Origin of the sequence: Periweissella fabalis (assembly GCF_012396505.1) — a bacterium.
In the GTDB taxonomy this organism is placed as follows: Bacteria; Bacillota; Bacilli; order Lactobacillales; family Lactobacillaceae; genus Periweissella; species Periweissella fabalis.
In genome coordinates this window covers 89,651-109,984 of sequence record NZ_JAAXPN010000007.1, presented here as the reverse complement: position 1 = coordinate 109,984, position 20,334 = coordinate 89,651, and the positions used below count along the sequence as shown (strand labels likewise).

Genomic DNA, 20,334 nt, shown 5'->3' with positions numbered 1-20,334 from the left:
CCAGTTGGTAATAAATTTGTTACCAAGTAGCTGAATAGATATGCCGTTGTGGCGGAATTGGCAGACGCGCTGGACTCAAAATCCAGTTCCTTCACGGGAGTGTGGGTTCGACCCCCACCGACGGCATAATGTAGAAAAGATTGAAGCGCCTTCAAGGATGGTTCAATCTTTTTTCTTTTAAAATTAATTAGTAACCTAGTATTGACAAGCATAGAAGGTATGTTTTATAATAATATGGTTATTGATATTATGATGGTATAGCCAAGTGGTAAGGCATGGGTCTGCAACACCCTGATCGTCGGTTCGAATCCGATTACCATCTTTAAAATCTGTTGAAAGGACTCAAGTTGATTAGTTAGATAGACTAATCTGTTGGGTTCTTTTTTAGTAAAATGGAGTAAAAGGGGTGAGGCAAATGATTAAAATGATTGCAACAGATATGGATGGAACTTTTTTGCGTGATAATAAAGATTATGATGTTCAACGATTTAGAGAACAATTAGCATATATGCAACAACATGATATTCGCTTTGTGGCTGCTAGTGGTAATCCGTATCGCCAACTTGTACGTTATTTTGAACCAATTCTAGATGAATTTTCAATTGATTTTGTCGCTGATAATGGTGCGCGAATTTATCAGCATGATACTATGATTTTTGATGCACCTATTACGAATAATCAATTAGCTAAGGTAATTGATTGGAATGCAAATAATCCAGCAAGTATTGATAACATGATTATCTTATCTGGGTTAAAAGGCACGTATGTAAGTAATCATGCAACTGGAACAACGCTAGCCGAGGTTAAAAATTTTTATACACCATTATTTCAAGTTGAAAAGTTATTAGAAATTGATGACATTATTTTTAAAATTACTTTTGTTTGGCCAAGTAAGCAAGTAAGCCCATATGTTACTAGTCTTCGTTCAATGTTTAGCGATGAGCTTCACGCAACTGGATCAGGGTTTGGGAGTGTTGACATTTTAGCTCAAGGTGTAAATAAAGCTACGGGGTTACAGATTTTACAACGTCAATATGGAATTGATAAAAGTGAAATTATGGCCTTTGGTGATAATGAAAATGATTTAGAAATGCTTAAATATGTTGGCCAAGGAATTTTAATGCCTAATGCATATGATGCCATGCAGTCGCAGATTCCTTTAAAAGCTGTGGCAGATAATAATCACGATGGAGTATTGGCTACAATTGACAGTTTGTTGGAGAATTTATAATGAAAATATTATTGTATTTTGAAGGACAAAAGTTGATTGCTAATTCTGGAATCGGTCATGCTATGCATCACCAAATGAAAGCCTTGGCTGCTAATGGTGTTGAATATACACTAGATCCAAATGATGATTATGATGTCTTGCACATTAATACGTATGGTATTAATAGTTGGAGAGTTATTCGCGATGCTAAACGTAAGCATAAACCCGTCATTTATCATGCTCATTCAACAGAGGAAGACTTTCGAAATTCATTTATTGGTTCGAACTTACTTGCACCATTTTATCGGCGTTATTTAGTTAGCCTATATCGACAAGCAGATGTTTTAATTACCCCAACCCCATATTCTAAAAAATTAATTGCTGGCTACGGATTAAAACAACCCATTTATCCGATTTCAAATGGGATTGAGTTAATGAAATACGAGCCAAAACTAGAAAAAGAACAAGCTTTTCGAACGCATTTTAATTTAGATGATGACACACAAGTCGTAATTAGTGTTGGGTTGTTATTTGCTCGGAAAGGGATTGTTGATTTTGTTGAGATTGCGCGGTTAAACCCTGAAATTAAGTTCATTTGGTTTGGCCATATTAATTTAGCGGCAATTCCAGCAAGTATTCGGCGGATTGTTAAAGAAGATCACCCAGATAATGTTATTTTTCCAGGCTATATTACTGGTGATGTAATTGAAGGGGCCTATAGTAGTGCCAATGCCTTCTTATTCCCATCGTATGAAGAGACGGAGGGGATTGTCGTATTAGAAGCCTTAGCATCGCAACAAAATGTGATTGTCCGTGATATTCCAGTATATGATGGGTGGTTAAAAGATGGGCAGAATGTTTTAAAAGCAAGTAATGTTCATGAATTTAATCAGCAATTACAGCGGGTATTAACCACTGATATGAGCACAATTGTTCATGCTGGATATCAAACGGCCATAGAGCGCGATTTAAAAGCTGTAGGAGCACAATTAAAACAAGTCTATGAGCAAGTGTTATAATGATAATACTTAAAGTAAATGTGTTTTAAAATCGCTCTGATAGTGTTTAGCTATCTTGAGGTATAAAAGTAAATACTATACTTTGCAAAAGCTGTAATAATATTTGGGAATATAACAATAGCCTCCTTGAAAAGATTTTCAAGGAGGCTATTGTTATATTGTGCATTTTAAACTTAATGTTGTTGTAAGAAAATAACTAGTACTGTTAACATTTGTAAACCAAAATATAATGGAACTTGTAAATTAATATCAAGCTCCAGATTGAAAAGAATCAACCATGAGCCAGCAACAATAATGATTGCCAAAAATGTCCATAGATTAAAGGGTAATAGCATGATGTTAATTAAAAGTGCAATACCAAATACTAAACTACTAATAGTTCGTAACTTTGAATGTGGGATAAATAACGGAATTAAAAAATATAAATAGCTAAAAATTAGTGGAATTAATGTAATAATAAATTTGCTTGTAACATAGTTATTTTGTAGATAAAAAATAGCAAGCGGAATAGTAAAAGCCGCTAATATTGCTAAACCAACTAAACCAATAATTGATTTTAGACGGATCCATTTTATTTGAAGAATTATAAGGTAACTCGTTAAAAGTAGTAATAGGCAGAAAACTTCAAAACTACCTTTAATAAGACTTGAAAATGTGACAACACCACTTAATATACACAATAACATGGCCCAAAATGAATGAAATTTTGAGCTGAAAATAAAATGCATTGCAAGAGCAATCAAGAAAGAATAAACGACAAGTATAAAACTACCGGCTGGTAATTGCCCATTAAGATGTTTACTGTAAATCAATGGGTAGGTCCACCAAATAATATTTTGACTTAAAATAGTTATAAATCCTAAGATAAGATGTTTTTGGACTACCGGTTGTTTTAGTTTTTCAATTAAATTAACCCCGTTTTGAGTACGGTGTAATGGCTGTGAAGTGAACGTATGCTTTTCCATTGGTTAACCTCCAAATTAATATATTACGTCTAATTCTAACAATCATCTTTGCATTTAACAACATAAGTGATATACTATTTAAGTATCATTCTTCATTGAGAGTGCGTGAGGGACTTGCCCGATGATCGCACACCAACCTACAACCATAGTTGCAAGGTGGTAAAACAAGATTTCCGATGAAGATAGTTGATTATTGAATTCTTTCAATGCGACTATCCGAGTCAAGGATGGTCGCATTTTTTTAAGGGAGAGAATCATGTCACAAGAATTTAACAAAGAACCACACCTATTTACTTCAGAAGCCGTATCAGAAGGTCATCCAGATAAAATTGCTGATCAAATCAGTGATGCTATTTTAGATGCCGTACTAACTCAAGACAAAGACGCACGAGTGGCAGTAGAAACATCAGTAACGACAGGGTTAGTTTTAGTATTTGGTGAATTGTCTACAACTGCTTACGTTGATATTAATAAAGTTGTGCGTGATAAAATTAAAGAAATTGGTTATAATCATGCTGAATTTGGATTTGACGGCGACAATACTGGTGTAATGATTGCCATTGATGAGCAATCACCTGACATCGCCCAAGGGGTTGATACCGCCATTGAAAATCGTGAAGATGGTGGGATTGATCCACTTGATCAAATCGGAGCTGGTGACCAAGGTTTGATGTATGGATACGCCACTGATGAAACAAGCACATATATGCCATTAGCGCATGCTTTAAGCCAACAATTAATGCTTAAACAAGCACAATTACGTAAATCAGAAGAACTGGCATATTTACGACCAGATGCTAAAGCTCAAGTAACAGTTGAATTAGATGAAAATAACAAGCCATTCCGTGTTGATACGGTTGTATTTTCAACGCAACATGATGCGGAAGTTTCATTAGATCAGATTCGTAAAGACGTTAAGGCACAAATTATCGAAAAAGTTATCCCAGCTGAATTACTCGATGAAAATACTAAGTACTTCATTAACCCAACTGGCCGCTTTGTTATTGGTGGTCCGCAAGGGGATGCTGGTTTAACTGGTCGGAAAATCATTGTTGATACTTACGGTGGAGCGGCCCGTCACGGTGGTGGGGCCTTCTCTGGTAAGGATGCAACCAAAGTTGACCGTTCAGCTTCTTATGCTGCTCGTTATATTGCTAAAAACATCGTTGCTGCTGGCTTAGCTAATAAAATTGAAATTCAATTAGCCTATGCAATTGGGGTGGCCCAACCGGTTTCAATCGCAGTAGAAACTTTTGGAACTGGTAAAGTTGATGATCAATTATTAGTTGCGGCCATTCGTCAATTATTTGACTTACGACCAGCTGGAATTATTAAAATGCTTGATTTACAACGCCCAATTTACGCTAAAACGGCTGCTTATGGTCACTTTGGCCGGACTGATCTTGATTTACCATGGGAAGCATTGGATAAAGTTGAAGCTCTCAAAGCATACTTCGCTTAAGCTTAAAATTAGTATTAGCTAACAAGTTTAAAATACACAAAAAAATCCCAGGAAAATTAATTTTCCTGGGATTTTTATTGCATTTGGGGCGAAAGACACCGTTTTTCAAAGCCGTGATGAAAGTCCTATTTTTAATTTTTGAAAGTATCTATTAACGTTTTTGAATTGCGATAATATATGGTGGTTGGTTGACTTGATTAATAAATTGATATTGCAAAACATGGTAGGCTTTTTGTGGTAATGCTTGTGCGAAATTTAGTAGTTGGTTAACTTCGTCTTGGCCACCTGGATGTCCATAGTAGACTACTAAGACAATTAAACCATTCTTTTTTAAGTGGGGGAGCATGCCATTAATTGCGGCTAAGGTTGTTTCACCTTGGGTAATAACATCTTTATCTGCCCCAGGTAAGTAGCCAAGGTTAAAAATTGCTCCTCCGACCGTTTGATTGGCTGGCAAATATTGGGTAACATTTTCGTGACCGGCTAAAATAAGTTCGGTATTAGTGATACCATCATCCTTTAATCGGGTTGTGGCTGAATTAATTGCGGCAACTTGAACATCAAAACCAAGAACATGGCCTTTGGGACCAACTAGTTGGCTTAAAAATTCGGTATCGTGACCATTACCGACCGTCGCATCAATTACATAATCGCCACGTTCGACAGTTGCGGCTAAGAGGGTATGACTATATGTAAGGGCATTTGCTAGTTTCATGAATTACCTCGATAATTTACTTTATTTAAGGGTTTAATTTAATTGCTATTAATTATAGCACGGTAAAGGGTTGTTCAAATGGTCATTAGTTGTTAAAATAAATGCATATACATTTTGCACTTAGTTAAAGTAGTAGTTAAAAAGACATGCGCAGAGAGTGAGTGGTTGCTGTAAATTCACGTTGTCATTTAATGAACTTGTTAGCTGAATCATTGAGTGCCGGGTTTGTTCTCCGATACAGAACACACGAGATACCAATTTTGGTATGAATTTCGGGTGGTACCACGACTTTATCGTCCCGTAACGTAGCTAATGAGTTACGTTACGGGGCTTTTTTATTTTATATATACAAAAGGGAGAACACTATGAGTTATCAACATAAAGATATCGAACAAAAATGGCAAAATTTCTGGGCCAAAAACGACACTTTCAAAACAGGTGAAGATACTTCCAAGCCTAAATTTTATGCTTTGGATATGTTTCCGTTTCCATCAGGTCAAGGCCTTCACGTTGGGCATCCTGAAGGTTACACGGCTACAGATATTGTTTCACGGATGAAACGTTCACAAGGGTTTAACGTTTTGCACCCAATGGGATTTGATGCTTTTGGATTACCAACTGAACAATATGCGATGAAGACCGGCCGTTTCCCAGCTGATATTACTAAGGAAAATGTGGCTAACTTCCGCAAACAAATGCAAACCCTTGGTCTTTCATATGACTGGGATCGTGAAATTAATACAACTGATCCTAAGTATTACAAATGGACGCAATGGATTTTTGAACAACTTTACAAAAAAGGTTTGGCTTACGAAGATAAAATTATGGTTAACTGGGCCCCTGATTTGATGGGTGGAACTGTGGTTGCCAACGAAGAAGTTATCGATGGTAAGACTGAACGTGGTGGGTTCCCAGTTTACCGGGTGCCAATGCGTCAATGGGTGCTTAAAATTACGGCGTATGCTGATCGTTTGATTGATGATTTGGAAGGCCTTGACTGGCCAGAATCAATTAAGGAACAACAACGTAACTGGATTGGTCGTTCAATTGGCGCGAGTGTCTTCTTTGATGTTGAAAACGCCCAAGACAAGATTGAAGTCTTCACAACCCGCCCTGATACTTTATTTGGAGCTAGTTATGTGGTGCTTTCACCTGAACATGCGTTGGTTGACCAAATTGCGACTGACGATAATAAAGACGCGATTGAAGCATACCGCAAAGAAATCGCTTCTAAATCTGATTTGGAACGGACGGACCTTAACAAAGATAAGTCAGGAATCTTCACGGGAGCATACGCAATTAACCCGGTAAATGGAGAAAAATTACCTATCTGGATTGCCGATTATGTGCTTGCTTCATACGGTACTGGGGCGATTATGGCCGTGCCAGCTCATGACACGCGTGACTTTGAGTTTGCTGAAAAATTTGCTTTAACAATTAAGCCCGTTATTGAAGGCGGTAATGGTGAAGAAGCCTACACTGGTGATGGCACCCACATTAACTCAGGGTTCCTTGATGGTATGGATAAAACTACTGCCATTGCAACGATGATTGAGTGGTTAGAAGAACATGACCGTGGTCACAAGAAAGTTAATTTCCGTTTGCGTGACTGGATTTTCTCACGTCAACGTTACTGGGGTGAACCAATTCCAGTTATTCACTGGGAAGATGGCGAAGCAACTTTAGTCCCTGAAGAGCAACTACCATTGCAATTACCATACATGGAAGATATTAAACCTTCTGGAAATGGTGAATCACCATTGGCTAACGCAACTGACTGGTTACAAGTTGAAGATGAAAATGGCCGTAAAGGATTACGTGAAACTAATACGATGCCACAATGGGCTGGCTCATCATGGTACTTCTTACGTTACATCGATCCTACTAACGACGAAGCCCTTGCCTCACCAGAAAAATTAAACTACTGGGGTAATGTTGACTTGTACATCGGTGGTCAAGAACACGCCGTCTTACACTTGTTGTACGCGCGTTTCTGGCACAAATTCTTGTACGATTTAGGTGTTGTTCCTACCAGCGAACCATTCCAAAAGTTAGTTAACCAAGGAATGATTTTAGGTGAAAACCACGAAAAAATGTCTAAATCAAAAGGTAACGTGGTTAACCCTGATGATATCGTTAACGAATACGGGGCGGATACTTTACGGATGTATGAAATGTTCATGGGACCATTGGAACAATCAATTGCTTGGTCTGAAGATGGTCTTTCAGGTTCACGGCGTTGGTTAGATCGTGTTTGGCGCATGATTGTTGATGAAGATGGTCACCTTAATGCAAACATCACGACTGAAAATGATGGTACTCTTACTAAGAGTTACCACCAAACAGTTAAGAAGGTAACCAATGACTTTGAAGGTCTTCGCTTTAACACGGCGATTTCACAATTGATGGTCTTTGTTAACGACGCTTATAAGGCTGAAAAGTTACCACTTGAATATATTAAAGGCTTTGTTCAATTACTTGCACCAGTGGCACCGCACATGGGTGAAGAATTATGGCAAATCCTTGGTGGTACAGACACAATTTCATTTGTTGCTTGGCCAACCTATGATGAAAGCCAATTAGTTGAAAATGAAATCGAAGTTGTCTTGCAAGTTAACGGTAAAGTTCGTAGCAAAATTACGGTACCAGCAGATATTGCTGGGGATGAACTTGAAAAATTAGCCTTGGCTGATGAAGCAATTCAAAAGCAAGTTGCGGATTTAACTGTACGTAAAGTAATTAATATTAAAGGTAAGTTAATTAATATTGTAGCTAACTAGATGAGGGATATTTTATCCAAATTTATAAGGAATAAGTTATAATAAAGACGATCAATTCGGAAATTGAATTGATCGTCTTTATTGATTAAAACAATAATTTAAGGCTAGTTTAAACTATTTGATGTAACAATATAGAATACTGTTTAATATTCGTGAAAATAGCTATTTTTTAGTAAAAAAATTCACAGAATACGGAGTTTAAGGCTTAAAAAGTGTATCATTAAAGAAGAAATTTAAAAGAAAGTTGGATGATAAAAGTGCCGATTTTAGATATTACCGATAAAGATGCAGTTTCACGGTTCCAAAATTTTGTACGTGGCTCAAAGTATGGTCAAATTACACAAGATTTAGGTTGGGCAGCCGTTAAAGATAATTGGGAACAATTCCATGCATACATTGAAGAAGAAGGTCAAATTGTTGCTGCTATTTCAATTTTGATGACTAAATTAGCAAACGGCTCACGATTTGCTTATGCATCAAAAGGCCCAGTTATGGACGTCCATAATTTAGACTTATTAGATCGTTTGGTAGCGGAAGTTAAACCTACTTTGCTTGAAAAAAATGTTTATGTTTTACGGATGGATCCAGAAGTGGCTTACGATGAAGCTTTTGATGCGCAAATTAAAGCACATGGTTACGAAACTCGCAATGTTCAAGCAGAAGGCCTTCATGGGACCATTCAACCACGAATTAATATTGTGGTTGACTTAGAAGGTAAGCATACACAAGATGAAATATTAGCTGGCTTTTCAAGTCGTGTCCGAACTAAAATTCGTAAAGGCTGGCGTGATGGTGTTACCACCCGCTACAGCAATGATGAAGCAGATTTAAAAATTTTCTATGATATCTATGAGGAAATGGCTCATCGGCATGATATTTCATACCGACCATATGACTACTTCCAAAGAATGTTAACAACATTTGGCCCCGATGATATCATGCGTATCTATGTTGCTGAAAAAGATGGTGCAACTTTAGCTGTCGGTTTAGGCTTTGCCTTTGGGGATAAAGTTTGGTACATGTATGCTGGTTCAATTTCAGGACCAATTTTTGAAGCACCACGGGTAATTCAAGTGGCCATGATGGAATGGGCCGTAGCTGAAGGTAAATCTGCCTACGATCTTGGTGGGGTTGGAGCAGCTGATCCAGAAGATAGTCTTTACCGCTTCAAGAGTGGTTTCTTAGGTAAAGATGAAGGTCCTCGTGTTTATATTGGTGAAATTGATTGTGTCCTTGATGATGCGGTTTATGATCAATTAGTTCGTCAAAAGGATGCTAAACATTTAATTGATAGTGTGGGTAGTGCCGAATAGTTAAATACTATAAAAGGGAATGTGACAAAAGTCGGGTAATATTGAAAAATACTAACAAAAATCTCAGGAAAATGAATTTTCCCTGGGATTTTTGTGTATTTTTTTAATATATGAGGCTTTTAAAACATGTTTCAGCCGTAAATTACTACATAAATTAGCTATTTAATAGTTTCTTTATCCCATTTGATGAAGCTAATAATTATTAATTAATGCGATATTGTTATTCAAGTCAAAATTAGATAAAATTAAGGAATTGTATAGTAATGAAAGTAGGAAGTTAAAATGCCTGAAAAACCGCTTCAAGTGGAGCAACAAAACATTCAAAATAATAAAAAACAAATGTTACGGGGCTCATTTTGGTTAGTCGCAGGTAGCATTATGTCGCGAATCATTGGAGCCTTATACATTATTCCTTGGGCTGCAATGTTTGGTGAAATGCAATATCAAGGAAACGCATTGTTCTCAAAAGGTTATAATTTATATGCATTGGCATTAATGGCAGCAACAGCTGGAGTGCCATCAGCTGTATCTAAGTTAGTTGCGCGTTATAATGCAGAAGGTGAGCATAAGTTAGCCTTGAAATTATATCGAACCTCGTTAATCATTGGGTTAATTACTGGAGTCGTGGCTGCTGGTGGAATGTGGATTTTTGCACCAGAATTATCAGGTGGAGATTCTAATGTGATTCCCGTACTACACTCATTGGCACCTGCAATTTTGATTATTCCAATTCTTAGTATGACCCGTGGTTTTTTTCAAGGTAATAATCAAATGGCAGCATCATCATTTTCACAATTTATTGAACAAGTCTTACGAGTTGCCTATATGCTTTTTATGACTTGGTTTATTCTAGTTGCTAATCATGGTAAGTGGCAAAATGCGGTTGTCCAATCAACTTTTGCAGCCTTTATTGGGGCTTTGGGTGGAATTGCCGTTTTAATGTGGGTTTTGTATCGGCAACGTGCATATTTTCATGATTTAAGTTTGCAAAGTAAAAATGCTACGACTATTTCTAATAAACGAATCTTTGCACAAGTTATTTTTCAAGCGATACCATTTGTGGTGGTTGGATCAGCCATTCCAATTTTTCAAATTATTGACCAATATTCATTCTTTGATATTATGCAACGCTTTAGCAACTTTACGTACGCTGAATTAAACAGTCAATATGCAATTTTTGATTTTAATGCCAATAAATTAATTATGATTGTGATTTCATTAGCAGTTGCGATGGGGAGTACCACAATTCCATTATTAGCAGCTGCACATACGCGTAATGATAAGCAAGAAATTGCTTCACAAGTTCGGTTTACTTTAGAATTATTTGTGGTTGTCATGATTCCAGCAGCAATTGGGATGGCAGCAATTGCGCGCCCGCTTTACATTACCTTTTATGGCTTTGGCAACAACACGATTGCCACGATGGGAACATTAATTTTACAATTCTCATCGTACTTAGGAATTCTGTTTGGCTTATTCACAATTTTATCAACGGTAACGCAAGGCCTATCAAATAATGCCTTAGCATTAAAATCATTAGCAATTGGAATTATCGTAAAACTGATTTTACAAGTACCAGCAACCGCTTCATTGGGAGCTATGGGACCATTAGTGGCATCCTTTGTAGGTTTTGGTATTGCAAGTGTCGTAATTTTGTACAACCTTAAAGCCATGTATGAAATTAATTACAAAGCAATGATGCCAATGATCATTTATGTGATTATTAGTGCAATTGTGATGGGGCTTGTTGCACTAACCGTTGTTTATGGTTTAGGTACAATCTTGACATCAACTGGTCGGGTAACTCAATTTGTGTTAGCAATGTTGGGGATGGCCGTTGGTGGTAGCGTCTATATATTCTTAGTTTTAAAATCTAAATTCGTCGAACAACTTTTTGGTCAACGGATTGTTGGCCTTAAACGTAAATTAAAAATCAAATAATGAAGAGGGGCACAATATGCAACACCAAGTTTTATTTTTAGGTAGTGATGAAAGCATCTATGGCTCAGCCCGTGAAATTCATGAGGCCTATGGTGTTAAGTCAACTATTTTAGCTGCTGCTACTCCTATGACGGCGACACGCAACAGTGAGATTGTTGATATTCAATTGGTACCAGGAATTAATGATGATCCCATTTTTATTACGGAAATTACTAAAATTGGGCAAGCACTGAAAGCCGCCGGTAAATCAACGATTTTAGTTGGTTCTGGTGATAAATATGCCGCATTAATTGCCAAACATAAAACGGCACTTAGTGAATATTTTGTAGTGCCATATGTTGATTATGACCGCATGATTGAATTAAACCACAAAGAAACTTTTGAACCACTGGCCGCAGCTTATGGGTTAGATATGCCAGCCACACAACGAATTTCTGCCGCTGATGTGACGCGTGAAGTAGTCTCACCATGGGGCTATCCGGTGATTTTAAAATCAGATAACTCGGTTGAATGGATGGATTTATACTTCCCAGGTCACAAGAAAATTTATTTCATTGACTCAACGGCCGAATTAAATGAAGTCATCAAATTGGCTTATGAAAATGGTTATACTAGTACCTTTACGATGCAAGATATGATTCCAGGTGATGATTCATACGAACGGAATTTAACGGCCTATATTGATCAAAACCATAAAGTTCGCGTTATCTCAATGGGGCATGCATTAATTGAAGATCCTGGTCCTCAAGGTCGAGGTAATCATATGGCGATTATGCCTGATTACAATGAAGATATTTACCGGCAATATGTGGGGTTCTTGGAATCGCTTAATATTACTGGGTTTGCTAATTTTGATTTGAAGTATGATGAGCGTGATCATAAATTTAAAGTATTTGAAATGAATGTGCGCTTAGGTCGTTCAAATTTCTGGGCTAGTTTAAACGGGGTTAACTGGATGCGCTACTTGATTAGTGACTATGATGGCACCCTTGGGACGGCCCCAGTTGTGTTTGCTAATGCTGATCAAAGCAAGTGGCAGGTTTGGATGGCAATTACCCCACGATTATTTAAAAAATACGCACGTGCAAATGAAGCAACTGAGCTAGCTCTTAAATTAATTGATCAAGGTAAATATGGTTATACTTACAAGTATGCTCCAGATTGGAATTATCAACGATTTATGAATTATTGGCGAGCTAATCGTAATTTTGCCAAGTATTATGTAAAATATTTTAAACCATAATAAAAAAGCCAACTATTAGTTGGCTTTTTTATTATGGTTTTGCTGTGCAAAATGAGCCATCGTTGCAGGAAGACAGTCACTGATATGACTTGGTAAAACAACATATTGTTTAGCAGCTAATTTGTCGGCAATAGCACTATGTATGTAAAGTGCCGCCGCAACCGTTTTAGCAGTTGTTTTAAATTGGCCTAAAAAGATCCCGACTAGCCCAGCTAGTGTGTCACCCATTCCACCAGTGGCTTGATACGGACCGCCAACTATGATTTTTTGGGCTGGTAAATGAGGTGTATAAAGTTCAGAATGATGTTTTTTAACAATTACGATTGCATTTAAGTTATCAACTATGGCTTGATTGGTGATATCGTTTTGATCTGCGATTTTAATGCCACTAACACGTTGCCACTCCATTTGATGAGGTGTTAATACGGTTAATTTAGTTATTGGAAGTGAGAGTTGATTATTAGCAAATAAGGTTAATGCTGAGCCATCGATAACCAGACATTGGTTAGGGGTGATAATGGCAAAAATATTTTTTAATATTGTCAATGCCTGCGTAGAAGTACCTAAACCAGGACCGATAACCACGACATCTTGGTTAATAATTAATTTTTGATAATCATCTTGATAGCTAATGACCATCGCTTCTGGTAGATACATATTCAAAGCGGTGATTGCTTGTGAATCAGTAACAACAGTTACAAGTCCACTTCCGCCATAGACGGCTGCTTTACTAGCTAGCATAATCGCTCCATGGTAATGTTGTAACCCTCCAATTAACATCACTCGAGCATAAGTTCCTTTATGCGAATCTAAAGGGCGCGGAGTAATTATTTGTTCGACTAACGCTTCGTCAATTATTTGCATCTTTTAGGCCTCCTACTGGTTAATTTTTCGTTTGATAACAATTAACTACATTATATCAAACCAGATTGTGATAAAATAACTTTAACTTATTAAATGGAGGATTAACCGATGATTGACTGGAAAGCAGAAATTGCAACACGCCAAGAAGATTTTTTGAATGATTTACAAACTATGCTACGGATTGAAAGTGTCCGTGATGATGCCCTTGCGACGAAGGATGCCCCTGTGGGTCCTGGTCCTAAAGCGGCCTTAGAAAAGTTCTTGGAAATCGCTAAAGAAGCTGGTTTCCGGACAAAGAACATTGATAATATCGTTGGTTATGCTGAAATTGGCCCAGAAGATGCTGAAGAATCAGTTGCTGTTTTGGCGCACGTTGATGTAATGCCAGCTGGAGAAGGATGGGCTACTAATCCATTTGAACCAGTTATCAAAGATGGTAAATTATTTGCTCGTGGTGCTTCAGATGATAAAGGTCCAGGAATGGCGGCCTTTTACGGTATGAAGATCCTTAAAGATTCAGGTGCATCCTTAAAACGTCGAGTACGCTTCATTGTTGGGACTGATGAAGAAAATGATTGGAAAGATATGGATCGTTACTTTGAAGTTGAACCACAACCAACAATGGGCTTCTCACCAGACGCTGAATTTCCAGTAATTAATGGAGAAAAAGGAAATGTGACTTATGAAGTTAAGTTCACAGGAACTAATGAAGGTGAATTTGAATTGATTAAATTCGAATCAGGTTTACGTCCTAACATGGTACCAGGTAAGGCCGTTGCGTTAGTATCTTCACCAGATGCAAGTGTACTAATCGATGCCTTCAATAAATTTTTAGCAACTAACCCACAAGTAACAGGATCAGTTGACCCATTACCAGATGGTGTACAATTTACGATTAATGGTAAACAGGTTCACGGTGCTTCACCTGAAATTGGTGAAAATGCTGGAACATACTTAGCAAACTTCTTAGATCAATTTGCTTTTGGTGGCACAGCTAAGGGGTACATTCATTTCTTAGGTCAAGCTGTTCACAATGATGCACTAGCAACTAAGCTAGGAATTAACTTTACTGATGACATTATGGGACCACTCACAATGAATATTGGAATTCAACGTTTTGAAGCCGGACAACCTGGTTTTGTAAACTTAAACTTCCGTTACCCTAAAGGTGTTGATTTTGAAAATATTGGTCGCGGAATTGCAAATCACTTAGATAGCTTTGATGCTGAAGTTGAGATTCAAGGTCATCACATGGCCCCACACTTTGTACCTGAAGATGATGAAATTGTAAAAACATTAATTGATGTATATAATCGTCAAACTGGGTTAGAGGGTAAGCCTGAAGTTGTTGGTGGTGGTACTTATGGTCGCTTGATGGATCGTGGGGTTGCCTTTGGGGCATTGTTCCCAGGCGATCAAGATACAATGCACCAAGTTAATGAATTTATGACGATTGAATCTTTAACTAAAGCGGCTGCCATTTATGGTGAAGCAATTGAACGTCTAGCAACAAAATAAAAAATAATGACAATTTGCTTAAAAACTGCTAAACTTTTATTAATGAAAGTTTAGAGGTAAGTTAAGCATGAAATTTCAATTACAGACAAGCGAGAATAATAATCAAAAAAACACGATTAGCTGTGTTTCTTTTGCATATGTTATTTTCACTGATTGAAACTCATGGAGTTGTTAAATCTTGAAAGTAGACTTATGTAAGATACGTAAGCCTGCTTTTTTTATTTTTTTGATAAAGCCGAATGTTATGGATATATTTGCGTTTAAAGTTCATCTTTAAGTATGATGAGCAGCTTTATTCAATTAAATAATTGATTTAAATTAGATAAACCTTAACTTTGATTAAAATTAATGGCTTAGAGCCGGAGGAACTAAAATGACAGCAAAGGTATCCGTTAAAGATTTGCACAAAGCATATGGTGACAATGAAGTGCTTAAAGGAATTAATCTTGAGGTCCAAGAAAACGAAGTAGTTGTAATGATTGGTCCATCTGGATCAGGAAAGAGTACTTTCTTACGGACATTAAATAAATTGGAAGAACCATCAAGTGGAGAAATTTTAATTAATGGCTTCAATTTGGTCGATAAAAATACAGATATTAATAAAGTACGTGAGAATGTAGGAATGGTATTTCAACATTTTAACCTATTTCCGCATTTATCAGTTTTAGAAAATGTGACGCTTGCTCCAGTTGAATTAGGTAAACTATCAAAGGAAGAAGCTAAGACCTTAGGGATGCAGTTGTTAGCACAAGTTGGCTTAGCCGAAAAAGCGGATGCTAAACCAACTCAATTATCGGGTGGTCAAAAGCAACGGGTAGCAATTGCTCGTGCATTGGCAATGAAGCCAAGTATTATGTTATTTGATGAACCAACTTCAGCTTTGGATCCAGAAATGGTAGGAGATGTGTTACAAGTTATGCGTGATTTGGCTGAAGAGGGTATGACTATGATTGTCGTAACCCATGAAATGGGCTTTGCCAAGCAAGTTGCTGATCGGGTTGTTTTCTTTGCAGATGGTTATATTCGCGAACAAGGAACGCCAGAAGAGGTATTTAATAATCCTCAAGATCCACGGGCACAAGATTTCTTGAATAAAGTTTTAAATGTCTAAGGCAAGAAAGAGAGAGTATATGATGAAAAAACATACATGGCTTAAATATAGTTGGCTAATGGTCACAATGCTATTTGGAATGATTATTTTTAATACAACAACTGCACAGGCTGATACTAAAGAACCACATTATGTAATTGCAACAGATACAACGTATGCACCATTCGAATTTCAAGGTCAAAATGGCCAATACGTTGGAATTGATATGGATATGTTACGTGCGATTGCTAAGAAGGAACATTTTACTTATAAATTAGTCCCCATTGCTTTTAACTCTGGTGCACAAGGTGTACTTTCAGGACAGTTTGATGCCATTATCGCGGGGATGACAATTACTCCTGAACGGGAGCAAGTTTATGACTTTGGAACTCCATATTATAAAACTGGGATTATTGCAGCAGTTAGTCCAAAAAGTAATATTACTGATTTAAAACAATTACGTGGTAAAACGGTTGCTTTAAAGACAGGAACTGGTTCAGCACAATATGCATTATCAATTCAAAAGAAATATGGATTTAAAGTAACATATTTTAATGATTCAAATACAATGTATAATGCAGTTGCATTGGGGAATGCTGCGGCAGCATTTGAAGATGATCCGGTTATGAAATACGCCATTAAAAACGGAGTTAAATTAAAAATTATTACACAACCTGCAAATGGTGGTGAATACGGATTTGCTGTTAAAAAAGGCCAAAATAAAGAATTATTGGCTAAATTTAATGCGGGTTACGCAGCTATAAAAAAAGATGGAACATATGATAAAATTGTGGCTAAATACCTTGGATCTAATGAATCTAAATTTGCAGGTAGTGCCAAGGAAAATGACTCAATTCTAGGTTTATTAAAGCAAAATAAAGATCAATTTATCAGCGGAGTTATTAAAACCTTGCAATTAACAGTCTTTGGAATTATTTTTGCTACTATCTTTGGGGTTCTAATTGGGGTACTTGCTGTTGTACCAAATAAATTTGCATATGGCTTGTCAAGTACAATAATCTATATTTTCCGTGGTTTACCATTACTTGTTTTGGCATTCTTTATCTACATTGGGTTACCTTCATTAACTGGAACTAAGATTCCAGCAATTGTAGCTGGATTAATTACGTTAACTTTAAATGAAGGAGCTTATATTGCGGCCTTTGTTGCTGGTGGTTTAAAGAATGTTGATGCTGGCCAAATGGAAGCTGCTCGCTCATTAGGATTGCCATATTGGAAGGCAATGCGCAAAATTATCATGCCACAAGGGATTAAATTAATGATTCCATCATTTGTTAATCAATTTATTATTACATTAAAGGATACTTCAATATTATCAGCCATTGGGATTATTGAATTAACACAGACTGGAACAGTGATTATTTCACGCAATATGCAAGGCTTCCGTGTTTGGTTTATCGTAGCATTAATGTACTTGATTATAATTACACTATTAACATTCCTTGCTAAGTGGGTTGATAAAAAGTTTTCTTCAAACTAAAAACTAAAATTTTTTAATTAAAACTAATGACAAGATTGCTAGAAAATGATAGAATTTTAATAATCAAGAAATTAGGAAGTGCTTATCAATGATCATGTCTTTAGAAAATAATAATAATGCGCGAAATTTACCTAATCAATTAGGTTATTTGCGACGATTATTTTCTGAGACTGGTTTATCAGTTTAGTATCTTAGAAAGTAGACGACGCTTTAGTCAGTCTACTTTTTTTATGTTCAAAAATTAAGCGAACATTAAGTTGCATATTGATGATATTGTTCTTAATAATTTATGTTTTAATGAAAAAAAAGTAAATTAGTTTGTTTTCATTAGTGTAAGTGAGTATGAAGTTGATGTGGAGGTATCAAAATGGGTATAAAAGTTAAAGTTACTGATTTGCACAAAGCATATGGTGACAATGAAGTGCTTAAAGGAATTAATCTTGAGGTCCAAGAAAACGAAGTAGTTGTAATGATTGGTCCATCTGGATCAGGAAAGAGTACTTTTTTGCGAACATTAAATAAATTAGAAAATCCAACAACTGGAAGTATTGCAATTGATGGAATTGATTTAACAGCTAAGGAAACTAATTTAAATAAAGTACGTGAAAATATTGGTATGGTATTTCAACATTTTAACCTATTTCCGCATTTAACGGTTTTAGAAAATGTAACGCTTGCTCCAGTTGAATTAGGCAAAATATCAAAAGAAGAAGCTAAGACATTAGGGATGCAGTTGTTAGCACAAGTTGGCTTAGCCGACAAAGCAGATGCTAAACCAACTCAATTATCGGGTGGTCAAAAACAACGGGTAGCAATTGCTCGTGCATTGGCAATGAAGCCAAGTATTATGTTATTTGATGAACCAACTTCAGCTTTGGATCCAGAAATGGTCGGTGAAGTTCTAAAAGTGATGCGTGATTTAGCTCAAGAGGGTATGACTATGATTGTCGTAACTCACGAAATGGGTTTTGCTAAGCAAGTTGCTGATCGGGTTGTATTTTTTGCTGATGGATACATTCGTGAAGAAGGTACTCCAGAGGAAGTCTTTGGCAATCCTCAAGATCCGCGAGCAAAAGATTTCTTGAATAAAGTATTAAATGTTTAAAAGAGAGTAGGGAGTAAGAAGATGGATAAAAAAGCTTGGATAAAGTATTTGATGTTAACCTTAACCGTTGTTTTAGGTATCATTGCTACTAATACCAAATTTGCAGCTGCAAGTGAAGAACCACACTATGTAATTACAACGGACACCACATATCCACCTTTTGAACTTCAAGATAAGAATGGTAAGTATGTTGGAATTGATATTGATATTTTAAAAGCTATTGCTAAACGTGAACATTTTACCTTTAAACTTGTACCAATGTCATTTAACTCTGGTGCGCAAGCAGTATTATCGGGACAAATTGATGGTATTATGGCTGGAATGGCGATTACGCCTGCACGAAAATTGGTTTATGATTTTGGTACTCCATATTATAAAACTGGGGTTATTACAGCTGTTGCTAAAAATAGTAGTATTAAATCACTTAATGATTTACGCGGTAAAACAGTCGCACTTAAAACTGGTACCGGAGCAGCCGCTTATGCATTGACGATTCAAAAGAAATATGGCTTTAAGGTAACATATTTCAATGATTCAAATACAATGTATAATGATGTTGCCTTAGGGAATACTGTGGCAACATTTGAAGATGAGCCTGTTATGAAGTATGCAATTCAAAATGGAGTTAAGTTAAAAGTTTTAACAAAGCCCGCTAACTCAGGATATTATGGTTTTGGAGTGAAAAAAGGCCATAATCAAGCCTTGATTGAAAAATTCAATGCAGGATTTGCAGCTATTAAAAAAGATGGTACGTATGATAAGATTGTTGCTAAATATATTGGCGCTGAAGAATCGACTTTTGCTGGCAGTGCCAAAGTCAATAATTCAATCTGGGGCCTTTTGAATCAAAATAAAAGTCAATTCTTAGCGGGAATTGGTCAGACCTTAATGTTAACTATTCTCGGTATTATTCTAGCAACAATCTTTGGAATGGTTATTGGCTTATTAGCAATCGTGCCAAATAAAATCAGTCATGGATTTGCTAGCACAGTTATTTATATTTTCCGTGGCTTACCATTATTGGTATTGGCGTTCTTTATTTATATTGGAATTCCATCATTAACAGGGCATAAACTTTCGGCACTATTTTCAGGGCTATTAACTTTAACTTTAAATGAAGGAGCCTATATCGCAGCCTTTGTTGCTGGTGGACTTAAGTCAGTTGATAATGGCCAAATGGAAGCCGCTCGTTCTTTAGGATTAAGCTATTGGAAAGCAATGCGTAAGGTTGTGTTGCCACAAGGTGTTAAATTGATGGTTCCGTCATTTATTAATCAATTTATTATCACATTAAAGGATACTTCGATTCTTTCTGCAATTGGAATTATTGAGTTGACCCAAACAGGTACCGTTATTATCTCACGAAATTCACAAGGTTTTCGGATATGGTTCCTTGTAGCAATGATGTACTTGATTGTGATTACTTTACTAACATTTTTAGCTAAGTGGGCGGATAAGAGATTCGGTAATAATTAAAATAAAAAATAGCTATAACATATTAAGATGTGTATTAAGAAGGTTGTGTGAAATAATCAGATTTCGGCATAACCTTTTTTCTATTAGGTAAAATGGAGTAGAAAAAAGACGTCCAGATAATCAATAAAACTA

General features: G+C 36.5%; 15 protein-coding genes, 2 tRNA genes and 1 riboswitch. Of the genes, 14 read left to right on the top strand and 3 right to left on the bottom strand.

Annotated features, from left to right (window positions below):
• Positions 1 to 42: 42 nt before the first annotated feature.
• The 4 genes from HF964_RS07220 (at position 43) to HF964_RS07205 (ending at position 2,229) form a co-directional block, all read left to right on the top strand.
• Positions 43 to 126 (top strand) — tRNA-Leu (locus HF964_RS07220).
• A gap of 125 nt (positions 127 to 251) precedes the next feature.
• A tRNA-Cys gene (locus HF964_RS07215) sits at positions 252 to 322 on the top strand.
• A 93-nt stretch (positions 323 to 415) separates the two neighbouring features.
• Entirely contained in the window at positions 416 to 1,231 is an 816-nt protein-coding gene (locus HF964_RS07210; protein WP_168722371.1) for a Cof-type HAD-IIB family hydrolase, read from the top strand.
• Positions 1,231 to 2,229, top strand: a complete 999-nt coding sequence (locus HF964_RS07205; RefSeq protein WP_168722370.1) for an LTA glycolipid anchor biosynthesis glycosyltransferase, IagA/BgsA family — start codon at positions 1,231 to 1,233, stop codon at positions 2,227 to 2,229. The genes HF964_RS07210 and HF964_RS07205 overlap by 1 nt, the downstream gene beginning before the upstream one ends.
• A gap of 173 nt (positions 2,230 to 2,402) precedes the next feature.
• On the opposite strand, the gene HF964_RS07200 is transcribed toward HF964_RS07205, so the two are convergent.
• Positions 2,403 to 3,194, bottom strand: a complete 792-nt coding sequence (locus HF964_RS07200; RefSeq protein ID WP_168722369.1) for a hypothetical protein — start codon at positions 3,192 to 3,194, stop codon at positions 2,403 to 2,405.
• 89 nt (positions 3,195 to 3,283) lie between these two features.
• Positions 3,284 to 3,377: riboswitch (SAM riboswitch) on the top strand.
• Positions 3,378 to 3,450: 73 nt separating this feature from the next.
• Here HF964_RS07200 and metK point away from each other — a divergent pair.
• Positions 3,451 to 4,656 (top strand): methionine adenosyltransferase, encoded by a 1,206-nt coding sequence (gene metK / locus HF964_RS07195; RefSeq protein ID WP_168722368.1) that lies wholly within the window; start codon positions 3,451 to 3,453, stop codon positions 4,654 to 4,656.
• 151 nt (positions 4,657 to 4,807) lie between these two features.
• Here the strand turns inward: metK and mnmM are convergent, their stop codons facing one another.
• Positions 4,808 to 5,371, bottom strand: a complete 564-nt coding sequence (mnmM, locus tag HF964_RS07190; protein WP_168722367.1) for a tRNA 5-(aminomethyl)-2-thiouridylate-methyltransferase MnmM — start codon at positions 5,369 to 5,371, stop codon at positions 4,808 to 4,810.
• 365 nt (positions 5,372 to 5,736) lie between these two features.
• Here mnmM and leuS point away from each other — a divergent pair, with 365 nt between their 5' ends.
• The 4 genes from leuS to HF964_RS07170 all read left to right on the top strand — a co-directional run bounded on the left by leuS (position 5,737) and on the right by HF964_RS07170 (position 12,648).
• Positions 5,737 to 8,151 carry a leucine--tRNA ligase gene (gene leuS / locus HF964_RS07185; protein WP_168722366.1) on the top strand — a complete coding sequence of 805 codons (2,415 nt, stop codon included), beginning with the start codon at positions 5,737 to 5,739 and terminating at the stop codon, positions 8,149 to 8,151.
• 257 nt (positions 8,152 to 8,408) lie between these two features.
• Complete coding sequence (locus HF964_RS07180; protein WP_168722365.1) at positions 8,409 to 9,464, top strand: peptidoglycan bridge formation glycyltransferase FemA/FemB family protein; 1,056 nt, start codon at positions 8,409 to 8,411, stop codon at positions 9,462 to 9,464.
• A gap of 282 nt (positions 9,465 to 9,746) precedes the next feature.
• Positions 9,747 to 11,405, top strand: a complete 1,659-nt coding sequence (locus tag HF964_RS07175; RefSeq protein ID WP_168722364.1) for a putative polysaccharide biosynthesis protein — start codon at positions 9,747 to 9,749, stop codon at positions 11,403 to 11,405.
• Between the two features lie 16 nt (positions 11,406 to 11,421).
• On the top strand, positions 11,422 to 12,648 hold the full coding sequence (locus HF964_RS07170) for a carboxylate--amine ligase (protein WP_168722363.1): 1,227 nt from the start codon (positions 11,422 to 11,424) through the stop codon (positions 12,646 to 12,648).
• Between the two features lie 15 nt (positions 12,649 to 12,663).
• Here HF964_RS07170 and HF964_RS07165 read toward each other — a convergent pair whose 3' ends face one another.
• Entirely contained in the window at positions 12,664 to 13,512 is an 849-nt protein-coding gene (locus tag HF964_RS07165; RefSeq protein ID WP_168722362.1) for an NAD(P)H-hydrate dehydratase, read from the bottom strand.
• A gap of 108 nt (positions 13,513 to 13,620) precedes the next feature.
• On the opposite strand from HF964_RS07165, the gene pepV reads away from it, so the two are divergent.
• From pepV to HF964_RS07140, 5 genes are all read left to right on the top strand, one after another.
• Positions 13,621 to 15,030 (top strand): dipeptidase PepV, encoded by a 1,410-nt coding sequence (gene pepV / locus HF964_RS07160; protein ID WP_168722361.1) that lies wholly within the window; start codon positions 13,621 to 13,623, stop codon positions 15,028 to 15,030.
• A 373-nt stretch (positions 15,031 to 15,403) separates the two neighbouring features.
• Positions 15,404 to 16,141, top strand: a complete 738-nt coding sequence (locus HF964_RS07155) for an amino acid ABC transporter ATP-binding protein (protein ID WP_168722360.1) — start codon at positions 15,404 to 15,406, stop codon at positions 16,139 to 16,141.
• A 19-nt stretch (positions 16,142 to 16,160) separates the two neighbouring features.
• On the top strand, positions 16,161 to 17,621 hold the full coding sequence (locus HF964_RS07150) for an ABC transporter substrate-binding protein/permease (RefSeq protein ID WP_420850130.1): 1,461 nt from the start codon (positions 16,161 to 16,163) through the stop codon (positions 17,619 to 17,621).
• A 367-nt stretch (positions 17,622 to 17,988) separates the two neighbouring features.
• Entirely contained in the window at positions 17,989 to 18,726 is a 738-nt protein-coding gene (locus tag HF964_RS07145) for an amino acid ABC transporter ATP-binding protein (protein WP_168722359.1), read from the top strand.
• A 21-nt stretch (positions 18,727 to 18,747) separates the two neighbouring features.
• On the top strand, positions 18,748 to 20,202 hold the full coding sequence (locus HF964_RS07140; RefSeq protein ID WP_168722358.1) for an ABC transporter substrate-binding protein/permease: 1,455 nt from the start codon (positions 18,748 to 18,750) through the stop codon (positions 20,200 to 20,202).
• Positions 20,203 to 20,334: the final 132 nt, after the last annotated feature.